Source organism: Streptomyces sp. NPDC060232, assembly GCF_042726555.1.
Lineage (GTDB): Bacteria > Actinomycetota > Actinomycetes > Streptomycetales > Streptomycetaceae > Streptomyces.
On sequence record NZ_JBHXAG010000014.1, the window covers coordinates 66,541 to 93,208 of the forward strand.

Annotated in this window: 25 protein-coding genes; 18 read left to right on the forward strand and 7 right to left on the reverse strand. The window is 71.0% G+C overall.

Annotated elements, in window-relative coordinates; translation table 11 throughout:
* Positions 1-165 precede the first annotated feature (165 nt).
* Both ACFWFZ_RS21155 and ACFWFZ_RS21160 read left to right on the forward strand, forming a co-directional pair.
* The gene (locus ACFWFZ_RS21155) at positions 166-1,317 is read left to right on the forward strand and encodes a ferrochelatase (protein WP_387124333.1); all 1,152 of its coding nucleotides are present in this window, start codon (positions 166-168) and stop codon (positions 1,315-1,317) included.
* A 117-nt stretch (positions 1,318-1,434) separates the two neighbouring features.
* Entirely contained in the window at positions 1,435-2,196 is a 762-nt protein-coding gene (locus tag ACFWFZ_RS21160; RefSeq protein WP_387124449.1) for an inositol monophosphatase family protein, read from the forward strand.
* A gap of 108 nt (positions 2,197-2,304) precedes the next feature.
* Here the strand turns inward: ACFWFZ_RS21160 and ACFWFZ_RS21165 are convergent, their stop codons facing one another.
* Complete coding sequence (locus ACFWFZ_RS21165; RefSeq protein WP_030821464.1) at positions 2,305-2,484, reverse strand: hypothetical protein; 180 nt, start codon at positions 2,482-2,484, stop codon at positions 2,305-2,307.
* A gap of 246 nt (positions 2,485-2,730) precedes the next feature.
* Here ACFWFZ_RS21165 and ACFWFZ_RS21170 point away from each other — a divergent pair, with 246 nt between their 5' ends.
* The 4 genes from ACFWFZ_RS21170 (at position 2,731) to ACFWFZ_RS21185 (ending at position 6,255) form a co-directional block, all read left to right on the forward strand.
* The gene (locus ACFWFZ_RS21170; protein WP_030036265.1) at positions 2,731-3,384 is read left to right on the forward strand and encodes a response regulator transcription factor; all 654 of its coding nucleotides are present in this window, start codon (positions 2,731-2,733) and stop codon (positions 3,382-3,384) included.
* 4 nt (positions 3,385-3,388) lie between these two features.
* Entirely contained in the window at positions 3,389-4,633 is a 1,245-nt protein-coding gene (locus ACFWFZ_RS21175) for a sensor histidine kinase (RefSeq protein ID WP_387124334.1), read from the forward strand.
* 383 nt (positions 4,634-5,016) lie between these two features.
* Positions 5,017-5,313: a DUF4193 domain-containing protein gene (locus ACFWFZ_RS21180; RefSeq protein WP_030036261.1), complete on the forward strand. Its 297-nt coding sequence runs from the start codon at positions 5,017-5,019 to the stop codon at positions 5,311-5,313.
* Positions 5,314-5,325: 12 nt separating this feature from the next.
* A complete protein-coding gene (locus ACFWFZ_RS21185; RefSeq protein WP_387124335.1) occupies positions 5,326-6,255 on the forward strand; it encodes a hypothetical protein in 930 nt (309 codons plus the stop codon).
* 35 nt (positions 6,256-6,290) lie between these two features.
* On the opposite strand, the gene ACFWFZ_RS21190 is transcribed toward ACFWFZ_RS21185, so the two are convergent.
* Positions 6,291-6,749: a DUF3093 domain-containing protein gene (locus ACFWFZ_RS21190; RefSeq protein WP_030650600.1), complete on the reverse strand. Its 459-nt coding sequence runs from the start codon at positions 6,747-6,749 to the stop codon at positions 6,291-6,293.
* A gap of 58 nt (positions 6,750-6,807) precedes the next feature.
* On the opposite strand from ACFWFZ_RS21190, the gene ACFWFZ_RS21195 reads away from it, so the two are divergent.
* From ACFWFZ_RS21195 to ACFWFZ_RS21225, 7 genes are all read left to right on the forward strand, one after another.
* Entirely contained in the window at positions 6,808-7,392 is a 585-nt protein-coding gene (locus ACFWFZ_RS21195; protein WP_387124336.1) for a PaaI family thioesterase, read from the forward strand.
* A complete protein-coding gene (dut, locus tag ACFWFZ_RS21200; RefSeq protein ID WP_387124337.1) occupies positions 7,392-7,937 on the forward strand; it encodes a dUTP diphosphatase in 546 nt (181 codons plus the stop codon). The genes ACFWFZ_RS21195 and dut overlap by 1 nt, the downstream gene beginning before the upstream one ends.
* A 1-nt stretch (position 7,938) precedes the next feature.
* On the forward strand, positions 7,939-8,724 hold the full coding sequence (locus tag ACFWFZ_RS21205; RefSeq protein WP_387124338.1) for a DUF3710 domain-containing protein: 786 nt from the start codon (positions 7,939-7,941) through the stop codon (positions 8,722-8,724).
* A gap of 238 nt (positions 8,725-8,962) precedes the next feature.
* Positions 8,963-11,686 (forward strand): ATP-binding protein, encoded by a 2,724-nt coding sequence (locus tag ACFWFZ_RS21210; RefSeq protein ID WP_387124339.1) that lies wholly within the window; start codon positions 8,963-8,965, stop codon positions 11,684-11,686.
* Complete coding sequence (locus tag ACFWFZ_RS21215; protein ID WP_387124340.1) at positions 11,683-12,369, forward strand: response regulator; 687 nt, start codon at positions 11,683-11,685, stop codon at positions 12,367-12,369. The genes ACFWFZ_RS21210 and ACFWFZ_RS21215 overlap by 4 nt, the downstream gene beginning before the upstream one ends.
* Before the next feature lie 25 nt (positions 12,370-12,394).
* A complete protein-coding gene (locus ACFWFZ_RS21220) occupies positions 12,395-12,814 on the forward strand; it encodes an OB-fold nucleic acid binding domain-containing protein (RefSeq protein WP_351000611.1) in 420 nt (139 codons plus the stop codon).
* Between the two features lie 6 nt (positions 12,815-12,820).
* Positions 12,821-13,576 carry a DUF3159 domain-containing protein gene (locus ACFWFZ_RS21225; RefSeq protein ID WP_387124341.1) on the forward strand — a complete coding sequence of 252 codons (756 nt, stop codon included), beginning with the start codon at positions 12,821-12,823 and terminating at the stop codon, positions 13,574-13,576.
* Between the two features lie 193 nt (positions 13,577-13,769).
* On the opposite strand, the gene ACFWFZ_RS21230 is transcribed toward ACFWFZ_RS21225, so the two are convergent.
* Together ACFWFZ_RS21230 and ACFWFZ_RS21235 are read right to left on the reverse strand one after the other, a co-directional pair.
* Positions 13,770-14,432, reverse strand: coding sequence for a potassium channel family protein (locus ACFWFZ_RS21230; protein WP_387124342.1), 663 nt, complete (start codon positions 14,430-14,432; stop codon positions 13,770-13,772).
* Positions 14,429-15,097, reverse strand: coding sequence for a potassium channel family protein (locus ACFWFZ_RS21235; protein ID WP_387124343.1), 669 nt, complete (start codon positions 15,095-15,097; stop codon positions 14,429-14,431). The genes ACFWFZ_RS21230 and ACFWFZ_RS21235 overlap by 4 nt, the downstream gene beginning before the upstream one ends.
* Positions 15,098-15,412: 315 nt before the next feature.
* Between ACFWFZ_RS21235 and ACFWFZ_RS21240 the strand changes: the two genes are divergently transcribed.
* Both ACFWFZ_RS21240 and ACFWFZ_RS21245 read left to right on the forward strand, forming a co-directional pair.
* On the forward strand, positions 15,413-17,467 hold the full coding sequence (locus ACFWFZ_RS21240; protein ID WP_387124344.1) for an APC family permease: 2,055 nt from the start codon (positions 15,413-15,415) through the stop codon (positions 17,465-17,467).
* A gap of 113 nt (positions 17,468-17,580) precedes the next feature.
* Positions 17,581-18,912, forward strand: a complete 1,332-nt coding sequence (locus ACFWFZ_RS21245; RefSeq protein WP_387124345.1) for a class I SAM-dependent RNA methyltransferase — start codon at positions 17,581-17,583, stop codon at positions 18,910-18,912.
* Positions 18,913-19,869: 957 nt separating this feature from the next.
* Here ACFWFZ_RS21245 and ACFWFZ_RS21250 read toward each other — a convergent pair.
* Together ACFWFZ_RS21250 and ACFWFZ_RS21255 are read right to left on the reverse strand one after the other, a co-directional pair.
* Complete coding sequence (locus tag ACFWFZ_RS21250; protein WP_387124346.1) at positions 19,870-20,241, reverse strand: low temperature requirement protein A; 372 nt, start codon at positions 20,239-20,241, stop codon at positions 19,870-19,872.
* Positions 20,242-20,611: 370 nt separating this feature from the next.
* Positions 20,612-21,115, reverse strand: a complete 504-nt coding sequence (locus ACFWFZ_RS21255) for a hypothetical protein (protein WP_387124347.1) — start codon at positions 21,113-21,115, stop codon at positions 20,612-20,614.
* A gap of 49 nt (positions 21,116-21,164) precedes the next feature.
* On the opposite strand from ACFWFZ_RS21255, the gene ACFWFZ_RS21260 reads away from it, so the two are divergent.
* Positions 21,165-21,749 (forward strand): hypothetical protein, encoded by a 585-nt coding sequence (locus tag ACFWFZ_RS21260; protein WP_387124348.1) that lies wholly within the window; start codon positions 21,165-21,167, stop codon positions 21,747-21,749.
* A 285-nt stretch (positions 21,750-22,034) separates the two neighbouring features.
* Here the strand turns inward: ACFWFZ_RS21260 and ACFWFZ_RS21265 are convergent, their stop codons facing one another.
* Positions 22,035-22,262 (reverse strand): hypothetical protein, encoded by a 228-nt coding sequence (locus ACFWFZ_RS21265; protein ID WP_387124349.1) that lies wholly within the window; start codon positions 22,260-22,262, stop codon positions 22,035-22,037.
* 158 nt (positions 22,263-22,420) lie between these two features.
* Here ACFWFZ_RS21265 and ACFWFZ_RS21270 point away from each other — a divergent pair, with 158 nt between their 5' ends.
* Both ACFWFZ_RS21270 and ACFWFZ_RS21275 read left to right on the forward strand, forming a co-directional pair.
* A complete protein-coding gene (locus tag ACFWFZ_RS21270; protein WP_387124350.1) occupies positions 22,421-24,988 on the forward strand; it encodes a helix-turn-helix domain-containing protein in 2,568 nt (855 codons plus the stop codon).
* A gap of 449 nt (positions 24,989-25,437) precedes the next feature.
* Positions 25,438-26,625, forward strand: a complete 1,188-nt coding sequence (locus tag ACFWFZ_RS21275; protein WP_387124351.1) for a DUF4185 domain-containing protein — start codon at positions 25,438-25,440, stop codon at positions 26,623-26,625.
* Positions 26,626-26,668 lie beyond the last annotated feature (43 nt).

Sequence of the window (26,668 nt, forward strand, 5' to 3'; positions counted from 1 at the left end):
CTCCGTAAGGGACGTGATCGGCCCGTACAGGTTACGACGGCCGAAGAAGCACCGCACGGGAGAGTTTCCGCTGACCGGAACTTAGGGTCACCTTACCTGTGTCGGTGTCCGCCTCGCGGACAGGGTGGTTCTCTCCGGAGCGGCCCGGGTGGCAGGATTCGAGGCATGTCAGACCAGCTCCCCCCGCCCGCCGGCGGGCCCGCCGCCCCGTACGACGCCCTGCTGCTGCTGTCCTTCGGCGGCCCCGAGGGGCCCGACGACGTCGTGCCGTTCCTGGAGAACGTCACGCGCGGGCGGGGTATCCCGCGCGAGCGGCTCAAGGAGGTCGGGCAGCACTACTTCGGCTTCGGCGGGGTCAGCCCGATCAACGCGCAGAACCGCGCGCTGCTGGACGCGCTGCGCAAGGACTTCGCCGAGCACGGGCTGGACCTGCCGGTCTACTGGGGCAACCGCAACTGGGCCCCGTACCTGACCGACGTGATGCGGGAGATGGCCGCCGACGGACGCCGCCGCATCGCCGTGCTGGCCACCAGCGCCTACGCCTCGTACTCGGGCTGCCGGCAGTACCGCGAGAACCTCGCCGACGCCCTGGCCACCCTGGCCGAGGAGGGCGTGGAGCTCCCGCGGGTCGACAAGCTGCGGCACTACTTCAACCACCCCGGCTTCGTGGACCCCATGATCGAAGGCGTGGTGGCGGCGCTCGACGGGCTGCCCGAGGCGGTCCGGGAGGGCGCCCACCTCGCCTTCACCACCCACTCCATCCCGACCGCCGCGGCGGACACCTCCGGCCCCGTGGAGGACCACACCAGGGGCGGCGAGGGCGGCGCGTACGTCAAGCAGCACCTCGACGTCGCCCGGGTGATCGCGGACGAGGTCGCCGTGCGGACCGGTGTCGCGCGTCCCTGGGAGCTCGTCTACCAGTCCCGCAGCGGCGCCCCGCACATCCCGTGGCTGGAGCCCGACATCTGCGACCACCTGGAGGCCCTGCACGCCGCGGGCGCGCCCGCCGCGGTCATGGTGCCCATCGGCTTCGTCTCCGACCACATGGAAGTCCTGTACGACCTGGACACCGAGGCCACCGCCAAGGCGGCGGAACTGGGCCTGCCCGTCGCGCGTTCGGCGACCGTCGGAGCCGACCCGTCCTTCGCCGGGGCCGTACGCGAGCTCGTGCTGGAGCGTGCCGCCAAGGAGCGCGGGGAGCCGGCCGAGGAGTGCTGGGTGGGCCTGCTGGGCCAGAGTCACGACCTGTGCGCGGTGGGCTGCTGCCCGGCGCGCAGCCCCCGGCCGGCCGCCGCGGGCGCGGACAGCCCCTACTAGCGGGCACCCCTACTTGTGTAGCGGGCACCCCCTACCGGGGGGTGCGCCGTACCAGCCGTACGAGGAAGAGGAACCGTGATTTCCGAAGAGCTGAAGGCCGAGCTGCTGGATGTCGGCATGGAGGCCGCCCGGCAGGCCGGGGCTCTGCTGCGCGACGGACGGCCGGCCGACCTGGCGGTGGCGGCGACGAAGACCAGCCCCATCGACGTGGTGACCGAGATGGACATCGCGGCGGAGAAACTGATCACCGGCATCCTCGCCGAACGGCGGCCCGAGGACGGGCTGCTGGGCGAGGAAGGCGCGGACACCCCGGGGACGAGCGGGGTGCGCTGGGTCGTCGACCCGCTGGACGGGACCGTGAACTACCTCTACGGACTCCCCAGCTGGGGCGTGTCCATCGCCGCCGAGTACGGGGGCGAGACCGTGGTCGGCGTCGTGGCGGCGCCGATGCGCGGGGAGGTCTACCACGCGGTCCTCGGCGGCGGGGCCTGGCTGGGCACGGCCCGCCTCGCCTGCCGCCCGGCGGCCCCGCTGGACCAGGCGCTGGTCGGGACCGGCTTCGCCTACGTCCAGGCCCGGCGGGCGCACCAGGCCGACGTGGCGCAGCGGATCATCCCGCTGGTGCGGGACATCCGGCGGGGCGGCTCGGCGGCGCTGGACCTGTGCGACGTGGCCGCGGGGCGGCTGGACGGCTACTACGAGCGCGGCCTGAACCCCTGGGACCTGGCCGCCGGCGAGCTGATCGCCCGGGAGGCCGGGGCCGTGACCGGTGGCCGCCCGGGGCAGCCGGCCTCGGGCGAGCTGGCGCTCGCCGCCGGCCCGGCCGTCTTCGCCTCGCTCCAGCCGCTGCTGGAGGAAGCCGGGGCCTGGCACGACTGAGCGGCGGGGCGAACGCACGCGGACCCCGGCCGCCCGAGGGGGCGGCCGGGGTCCGCGTCGTCCTGGAGTCTGCGCTCGGCGACCGGGCAGGAGCCGGTCAGCAGCCGCTCAGCAGGCGGGTACGGCGGCCGTGACCGGGACACCGTGCTCGGCGGCCAAGCGCTGGAGGTCTTCCAGCTCCGCCTGTTCCACTTCCGCGAGGAAGTCGTCGCCCGTCTCACGGGCGTGCCTGAGATCCGACTGCGTGGCCCTGATGCGGTGCAGGAGACCCGCGGTGAATGCGTCCATGATGGGTTCGCCCCCTCTTCGTGGGTCGGCGGCGGCACGTGGCTATACCGCCGTCAGGGAGTGGATGGGGTGTCTTCACGTCCTCCCCTGCACCCTGGGCGCAGAAACCTCTGAAGGCCAAGGAATTCCCACTTCCGCCTCGTGAGCCCCTCCACGACCCGCCTTACAGCCGGTTTACGGCTGCAACGTGCAGGATGTACGACGCAAGACAGGTGTGCCCTTCAGGGCTCGGAGGAAGGAAACGACGTGCGCGTACTCGTCGTCGAGGACGAGCAGCTGCTCGCCGATGCGGTGGCCACCGGCCTGCGCCGGGAGGCCATGGCCGTGGACGTCGTGTACGACGGCGCCGCCGCCCTGGAGCGGGTCGGCGTGAACGACTACGACGTGGTCGTGCTCGACCGGGACCTCCCGCTCGTACACGGCGACGACGTGTGCCGGAAGATCGTCGAGCTCGGAATGCCCACCCGCGTACTGATGCTGACCGCCTCCGGTGACGTCAGCGACCGCGTGGAGGGTCTGGAGCTCGGGGCGGACGACTACCTGCCCAAGCCCTTCGCCTTCACCGAGCTGACCGCCCGCGTGCGAGCCCTCGGCCGGCGCACCACGGTCGCGCTGCCGCCCGTACTGGAGCGTGCCGGGATCAAGCTGGACCCGAACCGGCGCGAGGTGTTCCGCGAGGGCAGGGAGGTGCAGCTGGCCCCGAAGGAGTTCGCGGTGCTGGAGGTCCTCATGCGCAGCGAGGGGACCGTGGTGTCGGCCGAGCAGCTGCTGGAGAAGGCCTGGGACGAGAACACCGACCCGTTCACCAACGTGGTGCGCGTGACGGTGATGACCCTGCGCCGCAAGCTGGGCGAGCCGCCCGTCATCGTGACGGTGCCCGGCTCCGGATACCGGATCTGACCGCGTGGCGACCACCCCGGCGCCACCGGCGGCGCCACCGAAACCGACCTGGGACCCCGGCCAGCCCGAGGGTCCCTTCCCGTGGCTGAGGCCGACCATCCGGATACGCCTCACCCTGCTCTACGGCGGGATGTTCCTGATCGCGGGCATCCTGCTGCTGTCGATCATCTACCTGCTGGCGGCCCAGGCTCTGCGGCAGGGCAACGCGCTGCCGTTCCAGATCGTCGGCGGCCAGGTCAAGGTCACCAGCAGTTCCTGCCCCGGAGTGGTGGGCCTCGAACTGACGCCCGACCAGTTCAACGCCGCGATCGGCCAGTGCATCCTCGAACAGCGCAGGCACGCCCTGGACGACCTGCTGAGCCGCTCGCTGATGGCCCTGCTGGGCCTGAGCATCATCGCCTTCGCCTTCGGCTACGCGATGGCCGGCAGGGTGCTCTCGCCGCTGGGCAAGATCACCCGTACCGCCCGCCGGGTGGTCGGCTCCGACCTGACCCGGCGGATCGAGCTGGACGGGCCGGACGACGAGCTCAAGGAGCTCGCCGACACCTTCGACGAGATGCTCGACCGGCTGGAGCGGGCCTTCACGGCCCAGCAGCGGTTCGTCGCCAACGCCTCGCACGAGCTGCGGACCCCGCTGGCGATCAACCGGACCCTGCTGGAGGTGCACCTGTCCGACCCTGGCGCCCCGGTGGAGCTCCAGCAGCTCGGCAAGACCCTGCTCGCCACCAACGAGCGCAGCGAGCAGCTGGTCGAGGGCCTGCTGCTGCTGGCCCGCAGCGAGAACCAGATCGTCGAGCGCAAGCCCGTGGACCTGGCGGAGGTCGCCTCGCGCGCCGTCGACCAGGTGCGGGGCGAGGCCGAGGCCAAGGGCGTGGAGATCCGCGGCGAGCGCGAGCCGGCCGTCGTGCAGGGCAACGGCGTCCTGCTGGAGCGGATCGCTCTCAACCTGGTGCAGAACGCCGTCCGGTACAACGTGCCGGAGGACGGATGGGTGGAGGTCACCACCACCGCGCAGCACGATCAGGCGGTGCTCCTGGTATCGAACACGGGTCCCGTGGTTCCCGCGTACGAGGTGGACAACCTCTTCGAGCCGTTCAGGCGGCTGCGTACGGAGCGTACGGGCAGCGACAAGGGTGTCGGACTGGGCCTGTCGATCGCGCGCTCCGTGGCGCGCGCCCACGGCGGCAGGATCCAGGCGATGCCACGGGAAGGCGGTGGCCTCGTGATGCGTGTCACTCTGCCTTTGTGAGACCCCCCACCCCGTGTTCGCTTTTGGCTGAATGTGTGGCCTTTGAATCCATCCGCCCCTGTGTGATCGATCACAGTGGGTGGTGTCCGGCCCTGCGCGTTCGGTGACTCGGAGGCGGCCGGAACGCCCGGGAAGTCCGGGTTTCCGGCCCCTCGAATGGCGGGAAATACACGGGGTGGCGTTTGTGCAAGACGGCACCCGGACCGTGTACGGTCCCGGTCGTCATCCCAGCCAATCGCCCCTCCAGGTGGGCGGCTGGGTGTCGATTGAGTAACAGACCTTGATGTGAGGCAAAATCTCCGCCTCAGGTCGGGCACAAGTCCGGCCTCTCGTGCGTTACGTGCGCTGAGACACCGCTAACACCCAGAGGGGGAGAGCGAACAATGGCAACGGACTACGACACCCCGCGCAAGACGGACGACGACGTCGACAACGACAGCATCGAAGAGCTGAAGGCTCGACGCAATGAGAAGTCGTCCTCGTCCGTCGACATGGACGAATTCGATTCGGCCGAGAGCCTGGAGCTTCCCGGTGCGGACCTCTCCAACGAGGAGCTGGCCGTCCGGGTCCTGCCCAAGCAGGCCGACGAGTTCACCTGCATGAGCTGCTTCCTGGTGCACCACCGCAGCCAGCTGGCGCGTGAGAAGAACGGTCAGCCGATCTGTCGCGACTGCGACTGAGAGGCGTCGGCCGTGGCTGGCTCCACACCCTTTCGGAAGCGCCGCTTCCGAAAGCCGGGTGATCCGGCGGAGACGCAGGTGGTGACCACGGACCCGGAGACGGGCACCGAAGCCCCCGGCGGCTCCGCCAGTGCGGCGCTCGTCGTGCCCTCCGCCGCCGCCCCGGCGGCGTCGGACACGGAGCCCGGCGAGGAATCCCGGCGCGGCCCCGGGGGCCGTCGCCTGCAAGCCGTCAGGAACGGTGTGCGCAAGGGCGGCGAAGGCGTGCGCGGCGCCGCCCTCTACATCACCGACAGGATCATCGAGAACGCACCGCGCGTTCCGGTCCGGGACCTCGCGACGCTGCGCGCGCAGTTCCCCGGCCTAGGCCCCGACCAGCTCGCAGACAAGCTGATCTCGGGCGCCACCGCCGCCTCGGCGACCGTCGGGGCGAGCATCGGTGCGGCGGCCATGCTGCCCGTGCCGCCCGCGATGCCCGCCGAACTCGCGGCGGAGATCACCGGCGTCGCGGCCATCGAGCTGAAGCTCATCGCGGAACTCCACGAGGTCTACGGCCAGCGGCCGCACGGCAACCTCAAGGAGCGCACGTTCGCCTACCTGACCGCGTGGACGGAAGAACGCGGGGTCGACCTGACCAAGCCCACGACGCTGAACGCGGCGCTCGGCGGGCAGATGAAGCGCGAACTGCGCCAGCAGATCGTGAAGCGGATGATCCGCAGCCTGCCGAACCTCATGCCGTTCATGGTGGGCGCGGCGGTCGGAGCGGTCATGAACCGCCGCGGCACCCGCAAACTCGCCGAGAAGGTCCGTGGGGACCTGCGCAGGCAGGCGGTGGCCTGGGAGGCCCTGCGCGCCCTGCCGCCCCTGGAGCGGCCCGTGGAGCCCCTTCCCGAGGCGACCAGGGCCGCCCTTGAGGGGCCGGAGTACTTCACGCGCGGCTGACGCCGTCCGCGGGCCCCGCCGAGGGCCCGGCGGGATCAGGCCGCCCGCGCCGCGCGCAGGGCCGAGACCAGGGCCTGCGGCTCACGGGTGGAGACGTAGACGTACGGAGTCGGGTCGGCGGGGTCGGTGACCTCGACGCGGACCGCCGTCGGCACGTAGCTGCGCATCAGCATGAAGGCCCGGGTGTCCGCCTTGTACGTCCGCCAGGCGCGGGCCTCCTCGGCGTCCAGGATCTCGGGCTCGCCCAGCGCCGACACCGGGATCCGCGCGTCGCCGACGGCCAGCGCCCCGTTCACCACGCGTACGCGTGCGGAGCCGTACGAACTCACCAGCAGCCCCGCCAGCGCGGTGCCTCCGACCAGGCCGGCCAGCAGCGGCAGCGTGCCCAGGGGCAGCAGCATCAGCGCGCCCGCGAGGCCGGTCAGTACGGCGATGCCCCACCAGGAGCGGGGGGCGGTCAGGCGTTCGTCGTGGTGCGCGGTGGAGAGCTGCATGCGCTCAAGCCTGCCACGAGGCGACCGACGGGTAGCCGCGCGGGTAAGGTCTGCGGCTGTGAGTGGACGAAACACTGCGCTGACGCCCCCGGCCGATGCCGCCGCACCGGTCCGGCATCCCGACGCGCCGGCCCCCGGCGAACTCCTCGGTGCCCACTACGAGCACTGCTTCGGCTGCGGCGGGAGCCAGCCGCACGGCCTGCACCTGGAGGCCCGGGCCGGCGACGGTGTGCGCGTCACCGCCGAGTTCACCGTCAAGCCCGCCCACCAGGGTGCCCCCGGGCTCGCCCATGGCGGGGTGCTCGCCACCGCACTCGACGAGACGCTGGGCTCGCTGAACTGGCTGCTGCGCGTCATCGCCGTGACGGGACGGCTGGAGACGGACTACGTGCGGCCGGTGCCCGTGGACACCGTGCTGTACCTGGAGGCCGAGGTCACCGCCGTCGCCGGCCGGAAGATCTACTGCACGGCCGTGGGCCGGATAGGCGGGCCCGAGGGCCCGGTCGCGGTCCGCGCCGACGCGCTCTTCATCGAAGTGAAGGTCGACCACTTCATCGACAACGGTCGGCCCGAGGAGATCCAGGCGGCCATGGCCGACCCGGACCAGGTCAGGCGCGCACGCGCCTTTGAGGTGAACCCCTGATGTCCCTGAACCACAACGGATCCCGCCATGAGGTCGACGTGCTGATCCGCCGCGTCGACCCGGAGGTTCCCATTCCGGCGTACGGGCACCCCGGTGACGCCGGCTGCGACCTGGTGACCACCGAGGCCGCGGTGCTGGAGCCCGGCGAGCGCGCTGTGCTGCCCACCGGGGTGTCGATCGCCCTGCCCGACGGGTACGCGGCCTTCGTGCACCCGCGGTCGGGTCTGGCCGCACGCTGCGGGCTCGCGCTCGTGAATGCCCCGGGGACGGTGGATGCCGGGTACCGTGGAGAGATCAAGGTGATCGTGGTCAATCTCGACCCTCGCGAGAGCGTCCGGTTCGAGCGTTTCGACCGCATTGCCCAGCTGGTTGTCCAGCGGGTCGAGAAGGTGCGCTTCCACGAGGTGGCGGAACTTCCCGGCTCGGCCCGGGCCGAGGGGGGTTTCGGCTCCACCGGCGGTCATGCGGCCGTGGCCGGATCCGGGGCTGGTCAGCAGGGTGGGAATGGCTACGCTTCGGTCGTAACCGACCGGGAAGGACAGTGACGTGTTCGGACGTCGCAAGAAGAACGACTCCGCCCATGACGGCGGCGCGGCCGAGCAGGTCGTAGACGGCGTCGCCGCCGCTGAGCAGGACGACGCGGGCGAGCCGGACGGCGCTGCCGCGCCGCGCCGGATCAACCTGCCCCCCGCCCCGCGCCCTGACGGCCCCTGGGACGTCTCCGAGGTGCTCGGGAACCCGGCCGACGGCCGGGTCGACCTGGGCGGCATCTTCGTACCCGGTGTCGACGGCATGGAACTGCGCGTCGAGGTCGCCGGGGACGCGATCGTGGCCGCCACCGTGGTCCTGGGCGACAGTGCCGTGCAGCTGCAGGCCTTCGCCGCGCCCAAGAAGGAGGGCATCTGGGGCGAGGTCCGCGACGAGATCGCCGCGGGCATCACCCAGCAGGGCGGCATCATCGACGAGGTCCAGGGCGCCCTGGGCTGGGAGCTGCGCGCGCAGGTGCCCGTCCCGCTGCCGGACGGGCAGACCGGCGCCCAGCTGGTCCGCTTCGTCGGCGTCGACGGCCCGCGCTGGTTCCTGCGCGGCGTGATCTCCGGCCAGGGCGCGGTGCGCCCCGAGTCGGCGGGTGTGCTGGAGCAGATCTTCCGGGACACCGTCGTCGTCCGCGGCGACGGCCCGATGGCCCCGCGCGACCCGATCGTCCTGAAGCTGCCGAACGACGCCCAGATGGTGCCGGACGGTGTGCAGACGGAGGAGCAGGAGGGCTCCCGCTTCGGCGGCGGTATGGGCCAGCTTGAGCGAGGCCCGGAGATCACCGAGGTCCGCTGACCCCGGTGCGGCCCCCGCGCGGCCCCCGTGCACAGGGGGGTGCGACGTTTCTTCGGCCGGTGGGCCCCACCCCGGCGGGGTGGGGCCCAACGGAGTTCGCGCGCTGTGTCCGCCCGGCCCGGCGCCGCACCGCACTCCGCGACAGAGAACCTCGGGGATCCGTAAGGGATCCGTCAGGGATCGGTCCCGGGGTCGCGATCGGTACGTGCGCCGCCCGCCCGTCCCCGAGAATGAGCCCATGGGACGCGGCAAGCTCAGGATCTATCTCGGCGCGGCGCCCGGCGTGGGCAAGACCTACGCGATGCTCTCCGAGGGGCGCCGCCGAGTGGAGCGGGGCGCGGACTGCGTCGTCGGCTACGTCGAGCACCACGGGCGGCCGCGTACGGAAGCCATGCTCCACGGCCTCGAACAGGTGGACCGCAAGCCCCTCGCCCACCGCGGCTCCTCCTTCGACGAGATGGACGTGGACGCGGTCCTCGAACGCGGGCCGGCCATAGCGCTCGTGGACGACCTCGCGCACACCAACGTCCCCGGCTCGCGCAACGCCAAGCGCTGGCAGGACGTGGAGGAGCTGCTGCGGGCCGGCATCGACGTCGTGTCCACGGTCAACATCCAGCACCTGGAGTCGCTGGGGGACGTGGTCGAGTCGATCACCGGGGTGCGGCAGCGGGAGACCGTGCCCGACGAGGTCGTCCGCCGGGCCGACCAGGTGGAACTGGTCGACATGTCCCCGCAGGCGCTGCGCCGGCGGATGGCGCACGGGAACATATACAGGCCCGAGAAGGTCGACGCGGCCCTCTCCCACCACTTCCGGCCCGGCAACCTCACGGCCCTGCGCGAGCTGGCGCTGCTGTGGGTCGCCGACCGGGCGGACGAGTACCTCCAGCAGTACCGGAGCGAGCACGGTATCCGCTCGACCTGGCAGGCGCGGGAGCGGATCGTCGTCGGGCTCACCGGCGGCCCCGAGGGACGGACGCTGATCCGGCGCGCCTCGCGGATGGCGGCCAAGGGCTCGGGCAGCGAGATCCTCGCCGTCCACATCGCCCGCGGCGACGGCCTGACAGCGGCCGCGCCGACGGAGCTCGCGGTCCAGCGGACGCTGGTCGAGGACCTTGGCGGAACGTTTCACCATGTCATCGGCGACGACATCCCCGACGCCCTGGTCGCCTTCGCGCGCGGGGTCGACGCCACCCAGATCGTGCTCGGCTCCAGCCGACGCCGCTCGTGGCAGTACGTCTTCGGACCCGGTGTCGGCGCGAGCGTGGCCCGCGACCCGGGACCCGACCTCGACGTCCACATCGTCACGCACGACGAGGTCGCCAAGGGACGCGGCCTGCCCCTGCCCCTGGCCCTGCCCCTGGCCCCCTTTGCCGCCCGCCTCGGGCGCGGCCGGAGCCTCGCCGGCTGGGTCGTCGGCACGGTCCTCCCGGTACTCCTGTGCCTCCTGCTCACGCACACCGCCGCGGACCTCGGCATCGCCAACGACATGCTGCTCTTCCTGGCGCTCACCGTGGCGGCCGCCCTGCTGGGCGGGCTCTGGCCGGCCCTGGCCTCCGCCGCCGTCGCCTCGCTGCTGCTGAACTACTACTTCGCGCCGCCGCTGCACGGGTTCACCGTCTCCGACCCCAGGGACATCGTCGCCATCGCCGTCTTCTTCGGCGTGGCCGTCTCGGTGGCCTCGGTGGTGGACCTGGCCGCCCGGCGCACCCACCAGGCGTCCCGGCTGCGCGCCGAGTCCGAGATCCTCTCCTTCCTCGCCGGGAGGGTGCTGCGGGGAGAGACCACCCTGGACGCGCTGCTGCAGCGGGTACGCGAGACCTTCGCCATGGAGTCGGTGGCGCTGCTGGAACGGGCGGACGAGCGGGAGCCCTGGAAAAGGGCCGGCAGCGTCGGCCCCCGCCCGGTGGCCCGGCCCGAGGACGCCGATGTGGACATGTCCGTCGGGGACCACATGGCGCTCGCCCTGTCCGGGCGGGTCCTGCCCGCCGAGGACCGCCGGGTGCTCGGTGCCTTCGCCGCCCAGGCCGCCGTGGTCCTGGACCGCCGGCGACTGGTCGGCGAGGCCGAGGAGGCCCGCCGGCTGGCCGAGGGCAACCGGATCCGGACCGCCCTGCTGGCCGCCGTCAGCCATGACCTGCGCACCCCGCTTGCCTCCATCAAGGCCTCCGTGACCTCGCTGCGCTCCGACGACGTGGAGTGGTCCGAGGCGGATCGCGCCGAGCTGCTGGAGGGCATCGAGGACGGCGCCGACCGCCTCGACCACCTGGTGGGCAACCTGCTGGACATGTCGCGCCTGCAGACCGGGGCCGTCACCCCGCTGATCCGGGAGATCGACCTCGACGAGGTGGTCCCGATGGCGCTGGGCGGCGTGCCGGAGGACAGCGTGCTGCTGGACGTGCCCGAGTCGCTGCCGATGGTGGCGGCGGACCCCGGACTGCTGGAACGCGCCGTGGCCAACGTCGTCGAGAACGCCGTCAAGTACAGCCCGGCCGGGGCGCCGGTACTGGTGGCGGCCAGCAGCCTCGGCGACCGGGTCGAGGTCCGGGTCGTCGACCGCGGGCCCGGGGTGCCCGACGAGGCCAAGGACCGGATCTTCGCCCCCTTCCAGCGGCACGGGGACGCCCCGCGCGGAGCCGGAGTGGGCCTCGGGCTGGCCGTCGCCCGCGGCTTCACGGAGTCCATGGCCGGCACGCTCGCCGCCGAGGACACCCCCGGCGGCGGGCTGACCATGGTGCTGACCCTGCGCGCGGTCCCCCGCGGCCGCGCGGCGGCCCGGGGCACAGTGGACCGCGACGAGGGCGGGGGCGGAGGCGGGGACGAACTCGGAGCCGTCGGCGCGGACGCACGCCAGACCCCTGGCGCGGACGCGGTGCAGACCCCGGGCGCGGACGCAGTGCAGAACGGTCACGGCCGTGACCGGAGGACGAATGTGAAGACGCGACAGAAGGCAGGATCCCGATGACCCGGGTGCTGGTGGTGGACGACGAGCCGCAGATCGTCCGAGCCCTTGTGATCAACCTGAGGGCACGCGCGTACGAGGTCGACGCCGCCGCCGACGGTGCGAGCGCTCTGGAGCTCGCGGCGGCCCGCCACCCCGACGTGGTCGTCCTCGACCTCGGGCTCCCGGACATGGACGGGGTGGAGGTGATCAAGGGGCTGCGCGGCTGGACCCGCGTGCCCATCCTGGTCCTCTCCGCCCGGCACAGCTCCGACGAGAAGGTCCAGGCCCTGGACGCGGGCGCCGACGACTACGTGACCAAGCCCTTCGGCATGGACGAGCTGCTGGCCAGGCTGCGCGCCGCCGTCCGCCGGGCGGAACCGGCCGCCGGTGCGGGAGAGAGCGAGGTCATCGTGGCGACCGAGGGCTTCACGGTGGACCTGGCCGCCAAGAAGGCGGTGCGCGAAGGGCGTGACGTACGGCTGACGCCCACCGAGTGGCACCTGCTGGAGGTCCTGGTCCGTAACGACGGCAAGCTGGTCGGCCAGAGGCAGCTCCTCCAGGAGGTCTGGGGGCCTTCGTACGGCACCGAGACGAACTACCTGCGGGTCTACATGGCCCAGTTGCGGCGCAAGCTGGAGGCGGATCCCTCGCACCCGCGGCACTTCATCACCGAACCGGGCATGGGATACCGCTTCGAGAGGTAGTCGGCGCGCCGGTAGGCTTTCAGGTATGAGTGCTGAACCGCGTCCCGAGAAGCCCGCGAAGCCGGCCAGGCCGGCGGGCCGGTTCCGCCGGATGATCGAGCGGCTGTCGACCTCGCAGGAGGAGCTGCACTCCGCGGAGCTGCAGGAGGACGCAGAAGCCGCGGGCTGTACGAGGATCTGCGACTGCGACGACCGCCAGATAGTCAAGGTGACCGGCACCCTGCGTACGGTCACCCTCCGCCCGCGCGCCGGCGTCCCCGCCCTGGAGGCCGAGCTGTTCGACGGCTCCGGCGCAGTGGACGTCGTCTGGCTCGGGCGTCGCTCGATCGTGGGAATCGAGCCCGGACGACGCATGATCGCCTCCGGGCGGATCTCGCTGAGCCACGGCCGTCGGGTGCTGTTCAACCCGAAGTACGAACTCCGACCGCTCGGACAGGAGCAGTAACCGGCGATGTCACTCGACAAACCGACCAACCCGGAGCCCGGCGCCGAGTCGTCCGCGGACCAGCCCACGGACCAGTCCACGGACCAGAAGGCCGTGACGCAGGCGGCGCTGTTCGACGCGTTCGGAGGTGTCCGGGGCACCATCGAGACGATGCTCCCCGGGCTGCTCTTCGTCATGATCTACACGGTCAACAAGGACGTGAAGATGTCCGCCATCGCGGCGGGCGCGGTCGCCGTGCTGCTGGTGATCGTGCGGCTGCTGCGCAAGGACACGGTGAAGCACGCCTTCAGCGGGGTCTTCGGCGTGGGCGTGGGCGTGGCCTTCGCCCTGTTCACGGGCAGCGCGAAGGGCTTCTACCTGCCGGGCATGATCTACGGCGTGGGCCTGGGCGTGGCCTTCACAATCTCGGCACTGGTGGGCTTCCCGCTGCTGGGCGTGATCCTCGGTCCGGTCTTCAAGGAGAACCTGTCCTGGCGCACCCGCAACCCGGGGCGAAAGAAGGCGTACACGAAGGCCAGCCTGGCCTGGGGGCTGATCTTCCTCGCCAAGTACGCGATCCTCTTCCCGCTGTACTGGTGGGGCGACGCGACGCAGCTGGGGTGGGTGCTGATCGCGCTGAAGCTCCCGCCGATGGTGCTCGCGGTGTACTTCACCTGGGTCTTCCTGGCGAAGGCGCCGCCGCCGATCGACGTCATCGCCGAGTGGGAGGCCAAGGAGGCCGCCGAGGAGGCCCGCAAGGCACCGTCCCACCGAAAGGCGTGACCGGCCGGCGGACATCGTCAGGCGAACCGGCCCCAAGCCCGCTCCCAGCCCTCGGCGCCACTGCGGAACCCCGGGCCTGGGGCAGGGCCGAGGCCGGCGCCCGGTACGACGACCGCGCCCCGCAGGGCTGTGGCGGGGAAGCACGAAGGGGGCGCGCCCCCTTCGTGCTTCGACCGTGTCCGCAGGACGAGGACTAGCGGCGGGCCTGGAGGATGTCCTCCAGCTGCTCCTCGCGGGCCTGGGCCGCCACGAAGAGGAGCTCGTCGCCCGGCTCCAGGGTCTCCTCGCCGTGCGGGGTCAGCACCCGGTTGCCCCGGATGATCGTGACCAGCGAGGTGTCCTCGGGCCAGCTGAGCTCGCTGATCTGCCGACCCGCGACCGAGGAGTCGGCCGGCAGGGTCAGCTCGACCAGGTTGGCGTCGCCGTGGCTGAAGCGCAGCAGCCGTACCAGGTCGCCGACGCTCACGGCCTCCTCGACCAGGGCCGACATCAGGCGCGGCGTGGAGACCGCGACGTCCACGCCCCAGGACTCGTTGAAGAGCCATTCGTTCTTGGGGTTGTTGACGCGGGCCACCACCCGCGGGACCCCGTACTCGGTCTTCGCGAGCAGCGAGACGACGAGGTTGACCTTGTCGTCACCGGTCGCCGCGATGACCACGTTGCAGCGCTGCAGAGCCGCCTCGTCCAGCGAGGTGATCTCGCAGGCGTCGGCCAGCAGCCACTCGGCCTGCGGCACCCGCTCCACCGAGATGGCGGTCGGCGCCTTGTCGACCAGGAGCACCTCGTGGCCGTTCTCCAGCAGCTCGCCCGCGATGGAGCGGCCCACCGCGCCTGCCCCGGCGATAGCGACCCTCATGCGTGTGCCTCCTCAGGCCCCTCGGAGAAAGCCGCCTCGACCGTGTCGATCTCGTCCGTGCGCATCATCACGTGGACGAGGTCGCCCTCCTGCAGCACCGTCTGCGACGTCGGCAGCATGGCCTCGCCCAGCCGGGTGAGGAACGCGACACGCACGCCGGTCTCGTCCTGGATCCTGCTGACCTTGTGCCCGATCCAGGCGGGGGAGGTGTGCACCTCGGCGAGCTGGACGCCGCCGCTCGGGTCCCGCCACAGCGGCTCGGCGCCCGAAGGGAGCAGCCGGCGCAGCATCTGGTCGGCGGTCCACCGCACGGTGGCGACGGTGGGGATGCCCAGGCGCTGGTAGACCTCGGCGCGCTTGGGGTCGTAGATGCGCGCGGCGACGTTCTCGACGCCGAACATCTCCCGGGCCACCCGCGCGGCGATGATGTTGGAATTGTCACCACTGCTGACGGCCGCGAACGCGCCCGCGTCCTCGATTCCCGCCTCCCGCAGGGTGTCCTGGTCGAAGCCGACCCCGGTGACGCGGCGGCCGCCGAAACCGGCGCCGAGCCGGCGGAATGCGGTGGGGTCCTGGTCGACGACTGCGACCGTATGCCCCTGCTGTTCCAGGGTTTGCGCGAGGGCGGAGCCCACTCTTCCGCAACCCATGATGACGATGTGCACGGCCGTCCTTCCGGCTGTCAGCGACTCGCTGGTTCCCAGCCTCATTGCATCTCTGGTTTAACAGGGTCTCAGACCATGGCCCAAGCTACACACGGGCGGTCACGGGTGAGGCCTCTTGTCCGCTTCTCGGGACGCACCCGAGCCGACCTGGGCACATCCGGGGCGCATCCGCGACGAATGAGCGGCACGTCAGCGACACGCCCGCGGCGCACTCGTGGTGCGCTCGTGGTGCGCTCGGGGAGGAAATGCGGCGGGATTGCGGGATGAGGGGGTGGGGGTTCGTCAGTCCGATTTCGAACGCTTACGATCCTCTGCGTGTCCAAACTGACCGACGTGCCCAAACGGATCCTGATCGGCCGGGCGCTACGCAGCGACCGCCTCGGGGAAACACTCCTTCCCAAGCGGATCGCCCTTCCCGTCTTCGCGTCCGACCCTCTCTCCTCGGTGGCCTACGCCCCGGGCGAAGTCCTGCTGGTCCTGTCGATCGCGGGTGTGTCCGCGTACCAGTACAGCCCCTGGATCGCCCTCGCGGTCGTGGTGCTGATGTTCACGGTGGTCGCCTCCTACCGGCAGAACGTCCACGCCTACCCCAGCGGCGGCGGCGACTACGAGGTGGCCAACACCAACCTCGGCCCCAAGGCGGGACTGACCGTGGCGAGCGCCCTGCTCGTCGACTACGTCCTGACCGTCGCCGTGTCGATTTCCTCCGGAGTGGAGAATCTCGGCTCCGCGGTGCATTTCGTCATCGAGCACAAGGTGCTCTCGGCGATCGTCATGATCCTTCTGCTCACGCTGATGAACCTGCGCGGCGTGAAGGAGTCGGGCAAACTTTTCGCGATCCCGACCTATGTCTTTGTCGCCGCGGTCTTCGTCATGATCGGCTGGGGTGCCTGGAAGGGCATCGTCCTCGGCGAGACCATGTCGGCACCGACGGCCGACTTGGAGATCGAACCCGAGCAGAAGGGCCTCGCCGGCTTCGCGATGGTCTTCCTGCTGCTGCGCGCCTTCTCCTCGGGCTGCGCCGCACTTACGGGCGTCGAGGCCATCAGCAACGGCGTCCCCGCCTTCCGCAAGCCCAAGAGCAAGAACGCCGCGAGCACCCTCGCCCTCATGGGCGGCCTGGCGGTCACCATGTTCTGCGGCATCATCGGCCTGGCCATGGCCACCGACGTGCGCATGGCCGAGAACCCCGCCGTGGACCTGCTGGACAACGGTGTCCCGGTCGGCGCCGAGTACGTCCAGGACCCGGTGATCTCCCAGGTCGGCGAGGCCGTCTTCGGCGACGGCAGCATCCTGTTCATCCTGCTGGCCACGGCCACCGCGCTGGTCCTCTTCCTGGCCGCGAACACCGCGTACAACGGCTTCCCGCTGCTCGGCTCGATCCTCGCGCAGGACCGCTACCTGCCGCGCCAGCTGCACACGCGCGGCGACCGGCTCGCCTTCTCCAACGGCATCGTGCTCCTCGCCGGCGCCGCCATACTGCTCGTCTGGATCTACGACGCGGACTCGACCAAGCTGATCCAGCTGTACATCGTCGGCGTGTTCGTTTCCTTCACGCTGAGCCAGATCGGCATGGTCCGGCACTGGAACCGGCACCTGAGGACCGAGCGCGACGCCGCCGCCCGCCGTCGCATGCACCGCTCCCGCGCGATCAACACCTTCGGCGCCTTCTTCACCGGCATGGTCCTGGTCGTCGTCCTGGCCACCAAGTTCACCCACGGCGCCTGGGTCGCCCTGCTCGGCATGGTGATCTTCTACGGCACGATGACCGCGATCCGGAAGCACTACGACCGGGTGTCCGCCGAGATCGCCGCAGCCGAGGGCCCCAGCGACGACAGCGTGCGCCCCTCCCGCGTCCACTCGATCGTCCTGGTCTCCAAGGTGCACAAGCCCACGCTGCGCGCCCTCGCCTTCGCCAAGCTCACCCGCTCCGACACCCTCGAAGCGGTCAGCATCAGCGTCGACACGGCCGAGACCAAGGCACTGCGCGAGGAGTGGGACCGGCGCGGGATCAACGTCCCCCTCAAGATCCTCGACTCGCCGTACCGCGAGATCACCCGCCCGGTCGTCGAGTACGTCAAGGGCCTGCGCAGCGAGAACCCGCGCGACGCGGTCAGCGTGTACATCCCGGAGTACGTCGTCGGCCGCTGGTGGGAGCACCTGCTGCACAACCAGAGCGCGCTGCGCCTCAAGGGCCGGCTGCTCTTCACCCCCGGTGTGATGGTCACCTCGGTGCCTTACCAGCTCGAATCCTCGGAGCTCGCCAAGCGGCGGGCGAAGAAGCGCCAGGACTGGAACGCCCCGGGCTCGGTGCGCCGCGGTCCGGTGGACACCCCGCGCTCTGCGAAGGCGCCGACCGACAAGGGCTGAACGGGTCGGTGAAAGGGTTGGTGAACGGCCGGACGAGATCCACGTAAACTGGTGGGTCGGTCGTCCGGCCGTTCACTTTTTTTGGTCTTTCTTATCCTTGGAGCCTCCCCGCCATGACGGAGCAGAACGAGAAGCAGTCACTGGTCGGGGAGGAGTACGAGGTAGAGGTCGGCCCCGTCGCGCACGGCGGCCACTGCATCGCCCGGACCTCCGAGGGCCGGGTCCTGTTCGTCCGCCACACCCTGCCCGGCGAGAAGGTCGTCGCGAAGGTCACCGAGGGCGATGCGGACTCCCGCTTCCTGCGCGCCGACGCGATCACCGTGCTCGACGCCTCCAAGGACCGCGTCGAGGCCCCGTGCCCGTACGCAGGCCCCGGCAAGTGCGGTGGCTGTGACTGGCAGCACGCCAAGCCGGGCGCGCAGCGCCGGCTCAAGGGCGAGGTCGTCGCCGAGCAGCTGAAGCGGCTCGCCGGGCTCACCGCGGAGGAGGCCGGCTGGGACGGCACCGTCATGCCCGCCGAGGGAGACAAGCTGCCGGCCGGGCAGGTGCCGCAGTGGCGCACGCGCGTGCAGTACGCCGTGGACGAGGACGGCACCGTCGGCCTGCGCAAGCACCGCTCGCACGAGATCGAGCCGATCGACCACTGCATGATCGCGGCGCCGGGTGTCAGCGAGCTCGGCATCGAGAAGCAGGACTGGCCCCAGATGGCCACGGTCGAGGCCATCGCCGCCTCCGGCTCCCAGGACCGCCAGGTCGTCCTCACCCCGCGTCCGGGCGGCCGCCTCCCCCTGGTCGAGCTCGACAGGCCGGTCTCGGTCCTGCGGGTCGAGGAGAAGGACGGCGGGGTCCACCGGGTCCACGGCCGCCCCTTCGTACGGGAGCGCGCGGACGGCCGTACGTACCGGGTGGGCATGGGCGGCTTCTGGCAGGTCCACCCGCAGGCCGCGGACACCCTGATCAAGGCCGTCATGCAGGGCCTGATGCCGCGCAAGGGCGAGATGGCCCTCGACCTGTACTGCGGCGTCGGCATCTTCGCCGGGGCCCTCGCCGAGCGCCTCGGCGAGACGGGCGCCGTCCTGGGCATCGAGTCCACGAAGCGCGCGGTGGAGGACGCCCGGCACAACCTGGCGGACTTCCCCCGGGTCCGCATCGAACAGGGCAAGGTCGAGACGGTCCTCCCGAAGACCGGCATCACGGAGTGCGACCTGGTCGTCCTGGACCCCCCGCGCGCGGGCGCGGGCAAGCAGACGGTCCGCCACGTGGCGTCCCTCTCGCCCCGCCGCATCGCCTACGTGGCCTGCGACCCGGCGGCCCTGGCCCGCGACCTGGCGTACTTCGCGGAAGCCGGCTACAAGCCCCGCACCCTCCGCGTCTTCGACCTCTTCCCGATGACCCATCATGTCGAGTGCGTCGCGATCCTTGAGCCCGCCGAAAAGGGCCGCTGACCTGCAGGTTTGGCGAGTGTGCATGGTGGGCGCTATGTGCGTTACGGGCGATATCTTGACGCATATCTGACGCATGTGACGCACGTTTGACGCACGAACGGCCGACATCCTGATGGCCCGTCACCTTGACTTTCAGGCTGCTGGGCGGACACTCGCTGTGTGGAGGCGGCCCCCATAAAGGGGTGATGAGGCGGGCTGCCGCGGGGATGGCCAGTCCTGCCCCGTAGTTTCCTGGCCGTAACGTTCCGTGATGCTCGGCGGGTGTGGGCGCCGGTCTGGTGCTCGACGGCTACCACGGGCTCGTTCTGCGCAGCACTGTCAGTGGCAAGTGCCATGGTGTGTGGGAGGGGTTCGTTGCGAAGTCGGGGGTGCCGTGGCGTTCGAGTGGGAACGGATCAGCCAGCCGCATTTTGACCGTGTCGTGGAGGCGTTGGTGCACAGACATTCACCAACACTGCGGTGCTGTGGAGGCCGATCCCGCCCGCGTCAGAGACCTGTGCTGCAGTCTCCGTAGCCTTCCTCGGTGAGGACGGCAGCGTGCAGGCGTCGTACTCGGGTGGACTGAAAGCGCGGGGTTCCGGCTCCTTCGGGAGCTCGATCGAGGTGGACCTGCCTGGTGCGCTGCTTCGACTGCTGAGCCCGTTCGATGAATCGGCTCCTGGGAGGCTCGCGTATCAATTCGATCTTGCCGGGCTCAGTCCCGCAGAGGCGCTGACGGTGCTGCGGCTGCGCCGACGCCTTTCGCTCGGGGGCGACTTCCGAGTGATGATCGACGGCCACCTCGCAGGGGCGGGACGCCTGCCGATGAGCGGCACCGCAGACGATCTCCGCCGCTGGGCACAGCTACAGCTGTTCCTGGAGGACCTTGAGGTGGTCCAGCGATACTGCGATCAGGACTTCCCCATCCCCGCCGACATGCCGATGACCGACCGAATTGCTCTGCCAATGGCCCGTCTCCTAGAAGAACCAGGCGGTGGTGGCGAGGCGCCGGGCAGCGGGTGGGCGAGCCAGGTGCCGGTGAGGTCGATGAGGGCTGCGGCGGCCCACCACCACGGCCGCGGCCGGAGCCGACCGCCGCGCCGGCGAACCACAGCGGGCCGTCATCCAGATCAGGGTGCGGCGGAAGTGTTCGCACAGCGCGTCGGTGCGGGCGGCCAGGGCTGTCACCGAGCCGGCGAAGAAGAGGATGGCGAGGAGTGGGATCACGAACGCCCACGCCCGGTCGTCGAAGGCCTCGGGGATCGCGGCGTTCATGAAGAGCCCGAGGCCCATGACGATGACGATCATCCATCGGCTGACCTGGCGGTGGACGTCGAGGAAGGTGGCCACCTAGCTGGTGTAGGCCCAGGTGCCGACGACGGCGATCAGCAGGACGGCGGTTTCTGCGGCGCCGCGTCAGTTGAGGTGGTCGAGGAGGTGGGGGGAGAGTTGGGAGACCGCGAAGACGAAGACGAGGCCGTAGAGAGCTCCAGCGGCGAGACGACCCGCCGCAGTCGCAGTCGCAGTCGCAGGGCTGGGGAAGGCTGCTCATGGCGGTATCTCCTACGCCTCGTTTCGGACGGGGCCCGGGGCGTGCGGGCCGGGCGGTGAACATGGGTGCCCGTCCGGTGCGCGGCTGTAACGCGGCTGTGGCCCGCCTGGGCCTGCGCCGCCCGGTATACCCGGGGTCAAGACGGGTATTACATCGCGTACCAGACTCTCAGGCGCCGAGTTCGTCGCAGAGGGCGGCGTACGCCGCAAGGTGGTCCGGGTTGCTGCGGAACCTGCCCAGGCCGATCACGTCGAACTCGTCTGCAGTGGCCGTCGCCATCACGCCGAGTGCCGCCAGTGCCTGGTTGATCGACGCCCCGTCAGGTGACAGTCTTTCCTCGCCGTCGAACGCGACCGCCCACTGGCGGCCCGCCCCGCCGAAGTACTCGGTCTGGACAATGGCGAACCGAGGCCTGTGCCCGCCGGTCACCTCGCGGACGAGGTCGTGCAGCACCGCCTCGCTCGGGAATGTCACACTCTCCGCAAGGATCCCATCGGGCACGTCGAGCTGCGCGTCGTTGCCTCGCGTTGCAGCCCAATAGGCGGAGAAGTAGTGGTCGATCGGGAACACGCTGATGTCCTCGTACGTGAGCGTGGCACGCAGCCCCAACGACCCGGCCCACTGGGTGTCGACCTGTCCGGCCACGACGAGGGCGCAGATAGTGTGGGACATGCGAGGCATGGTATCCGGCGGAGCGAGCGGCCAACGGGAGTTGAGGGCCTTGAGCGAGGAAATCGCAGGCGCGGCGCAGGAGTTCGAGCGTTCGGCGGGTCGACTTCGGAGTGGGTTGATGGCCGTCGCGGCCGACGTCGCGCCAGGCGTGCAACCTGAGGTCGAGGAGAGCGTCAAGGAACGGCGGACCACGCACGGGTCCATGGGGCGCCAGTTCAAGATATCCATGACTCTGCCCGGCGTTCCGTGGACGAGTGCGGCGCCGGCCGTTTCCGACGCGCTGGGCGCAGCAGGCTGGTGCATCGAGGGCGGTGAGGGGGCCTCTGGGCCCTACGTGAAGGCACGGCGCGACGGGCTCGAGGCGGGCCTCTTCCGTCAGCCGTTCGGTGCAGTGTGCCTGTGGGGAGAGGCGCCCACCGTCTGGTTCCGCGCCCGCTGGAAGCGTCCGCCGCGCGTGGCCACGCCACAGACGGTGATGCCCGGCTACCGGCTGTGCCGCATGTGTGACGGCTGGGGAACCTGCATCGAGTGCGAGGGCCTGGGCTTCATGGACGGCCGTCAGTGTATCGAGTGCGGCCTCGGAATGGACTGCTCGTACTGCCGAGGCACCGGCCAACAGCACCTCGACAGCTGACCGGCCGGGCGAGCTCCGGGGCGGGGTACGCAGCGGGCCTCTCGCGGAGCTCGTCGGTGATCCCCGGGACACCGTAGGCGCCGTCCGAATTCCCGCTGCACGGTCCGTATCCGACTGGCGAGCCGGCGGCGGCCGCCTGCCGCCGCAGGCTGGTCCGCGGCGGCAGGCGTCAGTAGGAGAAGGGAGCGGGCGATACGAGGGTGGCACACAGCCGCCGCCCTGCCCCGGGTGCCCACCCACCAACCGCTCCCGTCCGTCGCGACGCGGCACGCCGAGGGGGGCGCGTCAGTGACGGCAGGCGGCCAAGATGGCCAGCAGGACGAGCGCGATGGCCGCGAGCTTGAGGCACGCGCGGGCTCCGCCCGAGTCCCTCCTGCGGCTCTCGATCTGACCGCCGGGGGGCGTCCCGGGGTGCTTCCCGGCGTAGTGCTCGATCTGCTGGCGCAGTCCCTCGGACTCTCCCAGCCAGGGCGTCTTGAAGCTGCAATCGCCGCACCAGTAGCGGTAGATCACGTGGACTCCTCGTCTGCCGTCGGTGTGTGCGCTGGACCCACGACAGTGACCTTCGTCATGTGAAGTGAACAGGACATAGAACCGGCCATCTGTGACCGGTGGTCAGTGGCTGTCGGTAGGCTCACCGCCGTCCGTACTGCCGAGTAGGGAGTTGCCCCGTGACCGATGACCTCGGCACGCTGTTGCGTGCGCTGCGCGATGCGGCGCAACTGACGCAGGAACAGGTCGCCGAGCAGTCCGGGGTCAGCGTGCGTACCATCCGCCGGCTGGAGAGCGGCACATCCACGAACCACCGGATGGGCACGGTCAATCTGCTCGCTGACGCCCTTGAACTCGGCGAGGAGGACCGTCGCCGCCTGGCGGCCGCGATCGCCCGACCGCGCGGCGAGTCGGCGCCCCAGACAGACGGCTCCGTGCCCCGCTCCGAGTCCGAATCCCACGGTGAGTCCGGAAGTCGGCCTCCGCAGGACCCCGATCGCGTGCCCGGACACGCTTACGGGGTGGTCGCCTCCATCGCCGAACCAGGTCGGCCGCCCGGCGACGGGCTGCCAGGACCCGCCGCTTCCGCGACTGCGTCAGCGGCTCCCGCCCCGTCCCCCGTACACCCCGTACTCGCCGACGCCGTACGCGAGCTCGCGATGGAGGTCCGGCGCCGCTGGCGTCGCGAGGAGGGGCAGCGCCGGGTCCACGACCCCTTCCCCCTTCCCGTCAGGTGGGAGCCGGCACCTGCCGGTCTGACCGACCGGCCGGAGAACATTCAGCGCCTCGGCCCAGGGGGGACACCCCGGGAGGTGAACGTGAACGGTGACCTGGGTGGCGTCCTCGACGTCTATTGCAGGATCCCCTCGGGACGACTGACGATCCTCGGCCGGGCCGGCTCCGGGAAGTCCGTCCTCACCATCAGATTCACCCTGGACCTCCTGGAGGCACCGGCCACACACGGCCGCGTGCCGGTCATCTTCAGCATCAGCTCGTGGGACCCGACCGCCACCGCACTGCGGGACTGGCTGATCGGCCGCCTGATGCGCGACCACCCGCATCTGGCTCGTCGCGGCCCCTACGGGACGACGCTCGCCGCAGCCCTCGTCGACGCCGATCTCGTCCTCCCCGTCCTCGACGGCTTCGACGAGATCGCCGAGGGCCTGCGGGGGGCGGCCCTGGACGCGCTCAACACCACCTCGTCACCACTCGTCCTCACCAGCCGGCGCGACGAGTACGCCCAAGCCGTCCAGGCGGCACATGCGCCGCTCGTCTGGGCGGCGGCCATCGAACTCGTCGACCTCACTCCGGACGACCTCGCCGGGTACCTGCCCCGTACCGTCCGGACGATCGCAGGCGACACACACGTCATAGCAGGTACCGGCGGTTCCGGGGATGTATGGGACACGGTCCTCGAAGAACTGCGCACACGGGGCACCCCCGCGGGCGCGAACCTCGCCACGGTACTGACCACCCCGCTCATGGCTATCCTCGCCCGCACGCTCTATAGCGAGATGCCGGGCCGGGATCCCTCCGAACTCCTTGACGCCGCCCGTTTTCCCACGGTGAAGGCGCTGGAGGAACACCTGCTGGCCGGCTTCGTGCCCGCCGTCTACCGGCACCGCGCCCCCGAACGGGATGCCGAGGGCCGGCGGCCCAGGAGCCCGGGCTGGGACTCCGCACGTGCCGAGCGCTGGCTCGGCTACCTCGCCCACCACCTGGTCGGTCTCGACCGCGACCGGCACGACCTCGCCTGGTGGCACGTTGGCGACTCACTGTCCCGTGCGACCCGCACCCTCGTCATCGCCCTGGCCACCGCTCTGAGCGTCGCCCTGGCCGACTGGCTGATCGGCCTGCTGCTGACGCCGCTCGGCATCGGTGAACTCCTGCTGCAGGGAGCTCTCATGGGCCCGGTTGCGGGACTCGCCTTCGGGTCCGTCTATGCGCTCATGGACAGGTCCGGGCTCCGGACGGACTTTGAACCGGCCCGCATCCGAGTGACGCTGCGGGCCGCCCACGACCGGCTCGGCCGCAGTCCCCTGCGCACCTTCATCGTCCGATTCGGACACGGTCTGTTCGGCGGGAGCGTCATGGGCATCGGCTGTGCCTGCGCGCTCGCCCTTGAGCGCTCTCTGTACTCGGGGATCCCGCTCGCGGAGCCCCGGGTCATCGAGGGCACCCTGATCAACATGCTGTTCCTGGGGCTGACCTTCGGCTCGGCCGCCGGCCTCGTCTTCGGGCTCATTGCCGCGCTGGAGGCGCCCGTGGACGTCACCGCCGCGGCTACCCCGGTCAGTGCGCTGGCGTCCAACCGCACGACGGTGGGCCGGCAGTTCCTCGTCCTGGCCACCGCGCTCACAGTGGCCATCGCCTTCGGCGGGTACCTGCTCGTCCTGCTGCTCCAGGGCTCACTGGGCCGGCTCAACTGGGGAATGCCGGACAGCTTGTTCATCGGATCGATCGGCGGACTCGGGGGCGCGGGGTCCTACGTGCTCGCTTTCACCGCATGGGGGCAGTGGTTCGTGTTCGCCCGAGTCTGGCTGCCGCTGACCGGGAGGCTCCCCTGGGATCTCGTCGCCTTCCTGGAGGATGCCTACCACCGCGGAGTACTTCGGCAGACCGGCGCCGTGTACCAGTTCCGACACGTCCGGTTGCAGCATCACCTCGGGAGCGCGTTCCGCCGACAGGACACCGCCTTCGCACCGGTCACCCTTCCGCCCCCACGGACTGGCGCCGGTACCTCCTGACCACGGGCGTGCGACACCAGACGACCGTCGGGACGACCGGTCGGGGCAGGGATGGCCCACTCCGGTGAATGCCGGTCACATATGGCCGGTGGCACGGCCTGTCCGTCGAACGGCACGGGACACCAACATCGGGGCGTCCGGTCCGCCGCACCTCACCGTGCCGCGGGCACACCCCTCGACGAAGGGTTCCCGATGATGTCCCTCCGCCGCACCGCCGCAGGCGCCGCCCTCGCGCTTGCCGCCCTGACGGGCGCCGCCGCGGCGCACGCCGACACCCTGAGGACCGCGCCCGCGGTCACCGCCCCCCCCTGCCGTCGCCGCTCGCCTCGAAGCCGCCTTCGCCGCGGCGGGCTGACGCACGCCCAGGCCTCCCGGGCCCGCGCACACCCCATCGCATCGCACTCACAGGCACCATCTGCTCCCCTTCCCCTCTGCTCGGAGGAACGACCATGACCGAATCGCCCCCCACGGGCCGCCGACCCCACCTCTCTCGCCGTACCGTCCTCAGGGCCGGCGGCGGCCTTGCCCTGGGCGCAGGCCTGGCCGCCGTCGCCCCGGCCACCCCCGCCTGGGCCGCACAGCGCGGCACCCCCCTGTGCGACGAGCCCGGGGACTCGGCCGCCGCCCAGGGGATCGGCTCCAGCGACCTCGCCATCCCGTACTACCGCGAACACGACGGCACCTGGGGCTACGTCTTCGGCGACACATGGTCCGGCATGCAGCAGTACGGCGACTACCTCGGCTCGCCGCTGATGCTTTGCCAGGGCGGCTTCGACGCCTCCGGCGCGACCCCCATCGCGTTCACCTGGGCATTGCCCACGGGCGGCCAGGCCCGGCAACTGTTCGACTACCAGACCAACGCGGACAACGGGTTCGGCTTCGAGGTGAGCCGCATCCCCAACGATTGCATCGAGTTCGGCGGACGCACGTACATCCAGTACACCTCGGTCGGCACGTGGGAGCCGCCCGCGGGCTACGACGGCTCGGTGATGTCCGGCGTCGCCTACTCGGACGACCACGGCGTCACCTGGCACGACTACCCGTACCACTGGGCGGGTGACATGCAGGGCGTCAACCAATCCATGTACGGGATGTGGTCCTTCGCGGGCATCGACCCCGACGGCTGGCTTTACATCTTCTCCAAGCGCTGGAACGGGACACACCGCAACACCGCCGACGGTGGGGCCATCCAACTCTTCCGGATCCGCCCCGACGACTTCCGGGCGGGGAACTTCGGCGCCCAGCAGAACTGGGCACACCACGAAGGTCGCTGGCATTGGACCAACGCCGTCGGGCCCTCGCCGATCCTGACCGGCAACCACATCGGCGAGTTCTCGGTCAAGCGGATCGGCGGCCGGTACTGCATGAGCTACTTCGACGTCACCGACTACTCCATCAGCACCCGGTCCGCGTCGCGTCCCGACGCCGTGTGGACCGCACCCAAGCCGCAGATCGTCGGCGACAACCGCTGGCCGGCGAACCACTGGGGCAAGCCGCAGATCCCCTACCTGTACGGCGGCTACATCCACCCGGGCAGCGCGAGTGCGACCTCGCTCACCCTCATCGTCTCCCAGTGGCCCGGCGTCCTGCACCAACCGCCCTACCGGGTCCTGCAGTTCGACGGCATCAACCCCTAGCCGCGCCCTACGGCACCGCGGCGGGGCGCCTCAGCCGTGATCC

What these genes read in the sequence shown, in the direction of transcription:
- ACFWFZ_RS21155 (WP_387124333.1), top strand. Translation starts at nt 166, where the DNA reads ATGTCAGACCAGCTCCCCCCGCCCGCCGGCGGGCCCGCCGCCCCGTAC.
- ACFWFZ_RS21160 (WP_387124449.1), top strand. Translation starts at nt 1,435, where the DNA reads ATGGAGGCCGCCCGGCAGGCCGGGGCTCTGCTGCGCGACGGACGGCCG.
- ACFWFZ_RS21165 (WP_030821464.1), bottom strand. Translation starts at nt 2,484, where the DNA reads ATGGACGCATTCACCGCGGGTCTCCTGCACCGCATCAGGGCCACGCAG.
- ACFWFZ_RS21180 (WP_030036261.1), top strand. Translation starts at nt 5,017, where the DNA reads ATGGCAACGGACTACGACACCCCGCGCAAGACGGACGACGACGTCGAC.
- ACFWFZ_RS21190 (WP_030650600.1), bottom strand. Translation starts at nt 6,749, where the DNA reads ATGCAGCTCTCCACCGCGCACCACGACGAACGCCTGACCGCCCCCCGC.
- dut (WP_387124337.1), top strand. Translation starts at nt 7,392, where the DNA reads ATGTCCCTGAACCACAACGGATCCCGCCATGAGGTCGACGTGCTGATC.
- ACFWFZ_RS21210 (WP_387124339.1), top strand. Translation starts at nt 8,963, where the DNA reads ATGGGACGCGGCAAGCTCAGGATCTATCTCGGCGCGGCGCCCGGCGTG.
- ACFWFZ_RS21215 (WP_387124340.1), top strand. Translation starts at nt 11,683, where the DNA reads ATGACCCGGGTGCTGGTGGTGGACGACGAGCCGCAGATCGTCCGAGCC.
- ACFWFZ_RS21220 (WP_351000611.1), top strand. Translation starts at nt 12,395, where the DNA reads ATGAGTGCTGAACCGCGTCCCGAGAAGCCCGCGAAGCCGGCCAGGCCG.
- ACFWFZ_RS21225 (WP_387124341.1), top strand. Translation starts at nt 12,821, where the DNA reads ATGTCACTCGACAAACCGACCAACCCGGAGCCCGGCGCCGAGTCGTCC.
- ACFWFZ_RS21230 (WP_387124342.1), bottom strand. Translation starts at nt 14,432, where the DNA reads ATGAGGGTCGCTATCGCCGGGGCAGGCGCGGTGGGCCGCTCCATCGCG.
- ACFWFZ_RS21245 (WP_387124345.1), top strand. Translation starts at nt 17,581, where the DNA reads ATGACGGAGCAGAACGAGAAGCAGTCACTGGTCGGGGAGGAGTACGAG.
- ACFWFZ_RS21255 (WP_387124347.1), bottom strand. Translation starts at nt 21,115, where the DNA reads ATGTCCCACACTATCTGCGCCCTCGTCGTGGCCGGACAGGTCGACACC.
- ACFWFZ_RS21275 (WP_387124351.1), top strand. Translation starts at nt 25,438, where the DNA reads ATGACCGAATCGCCCCCCACGGGCCGCCGACCCCACCTCTCTCGCCGT.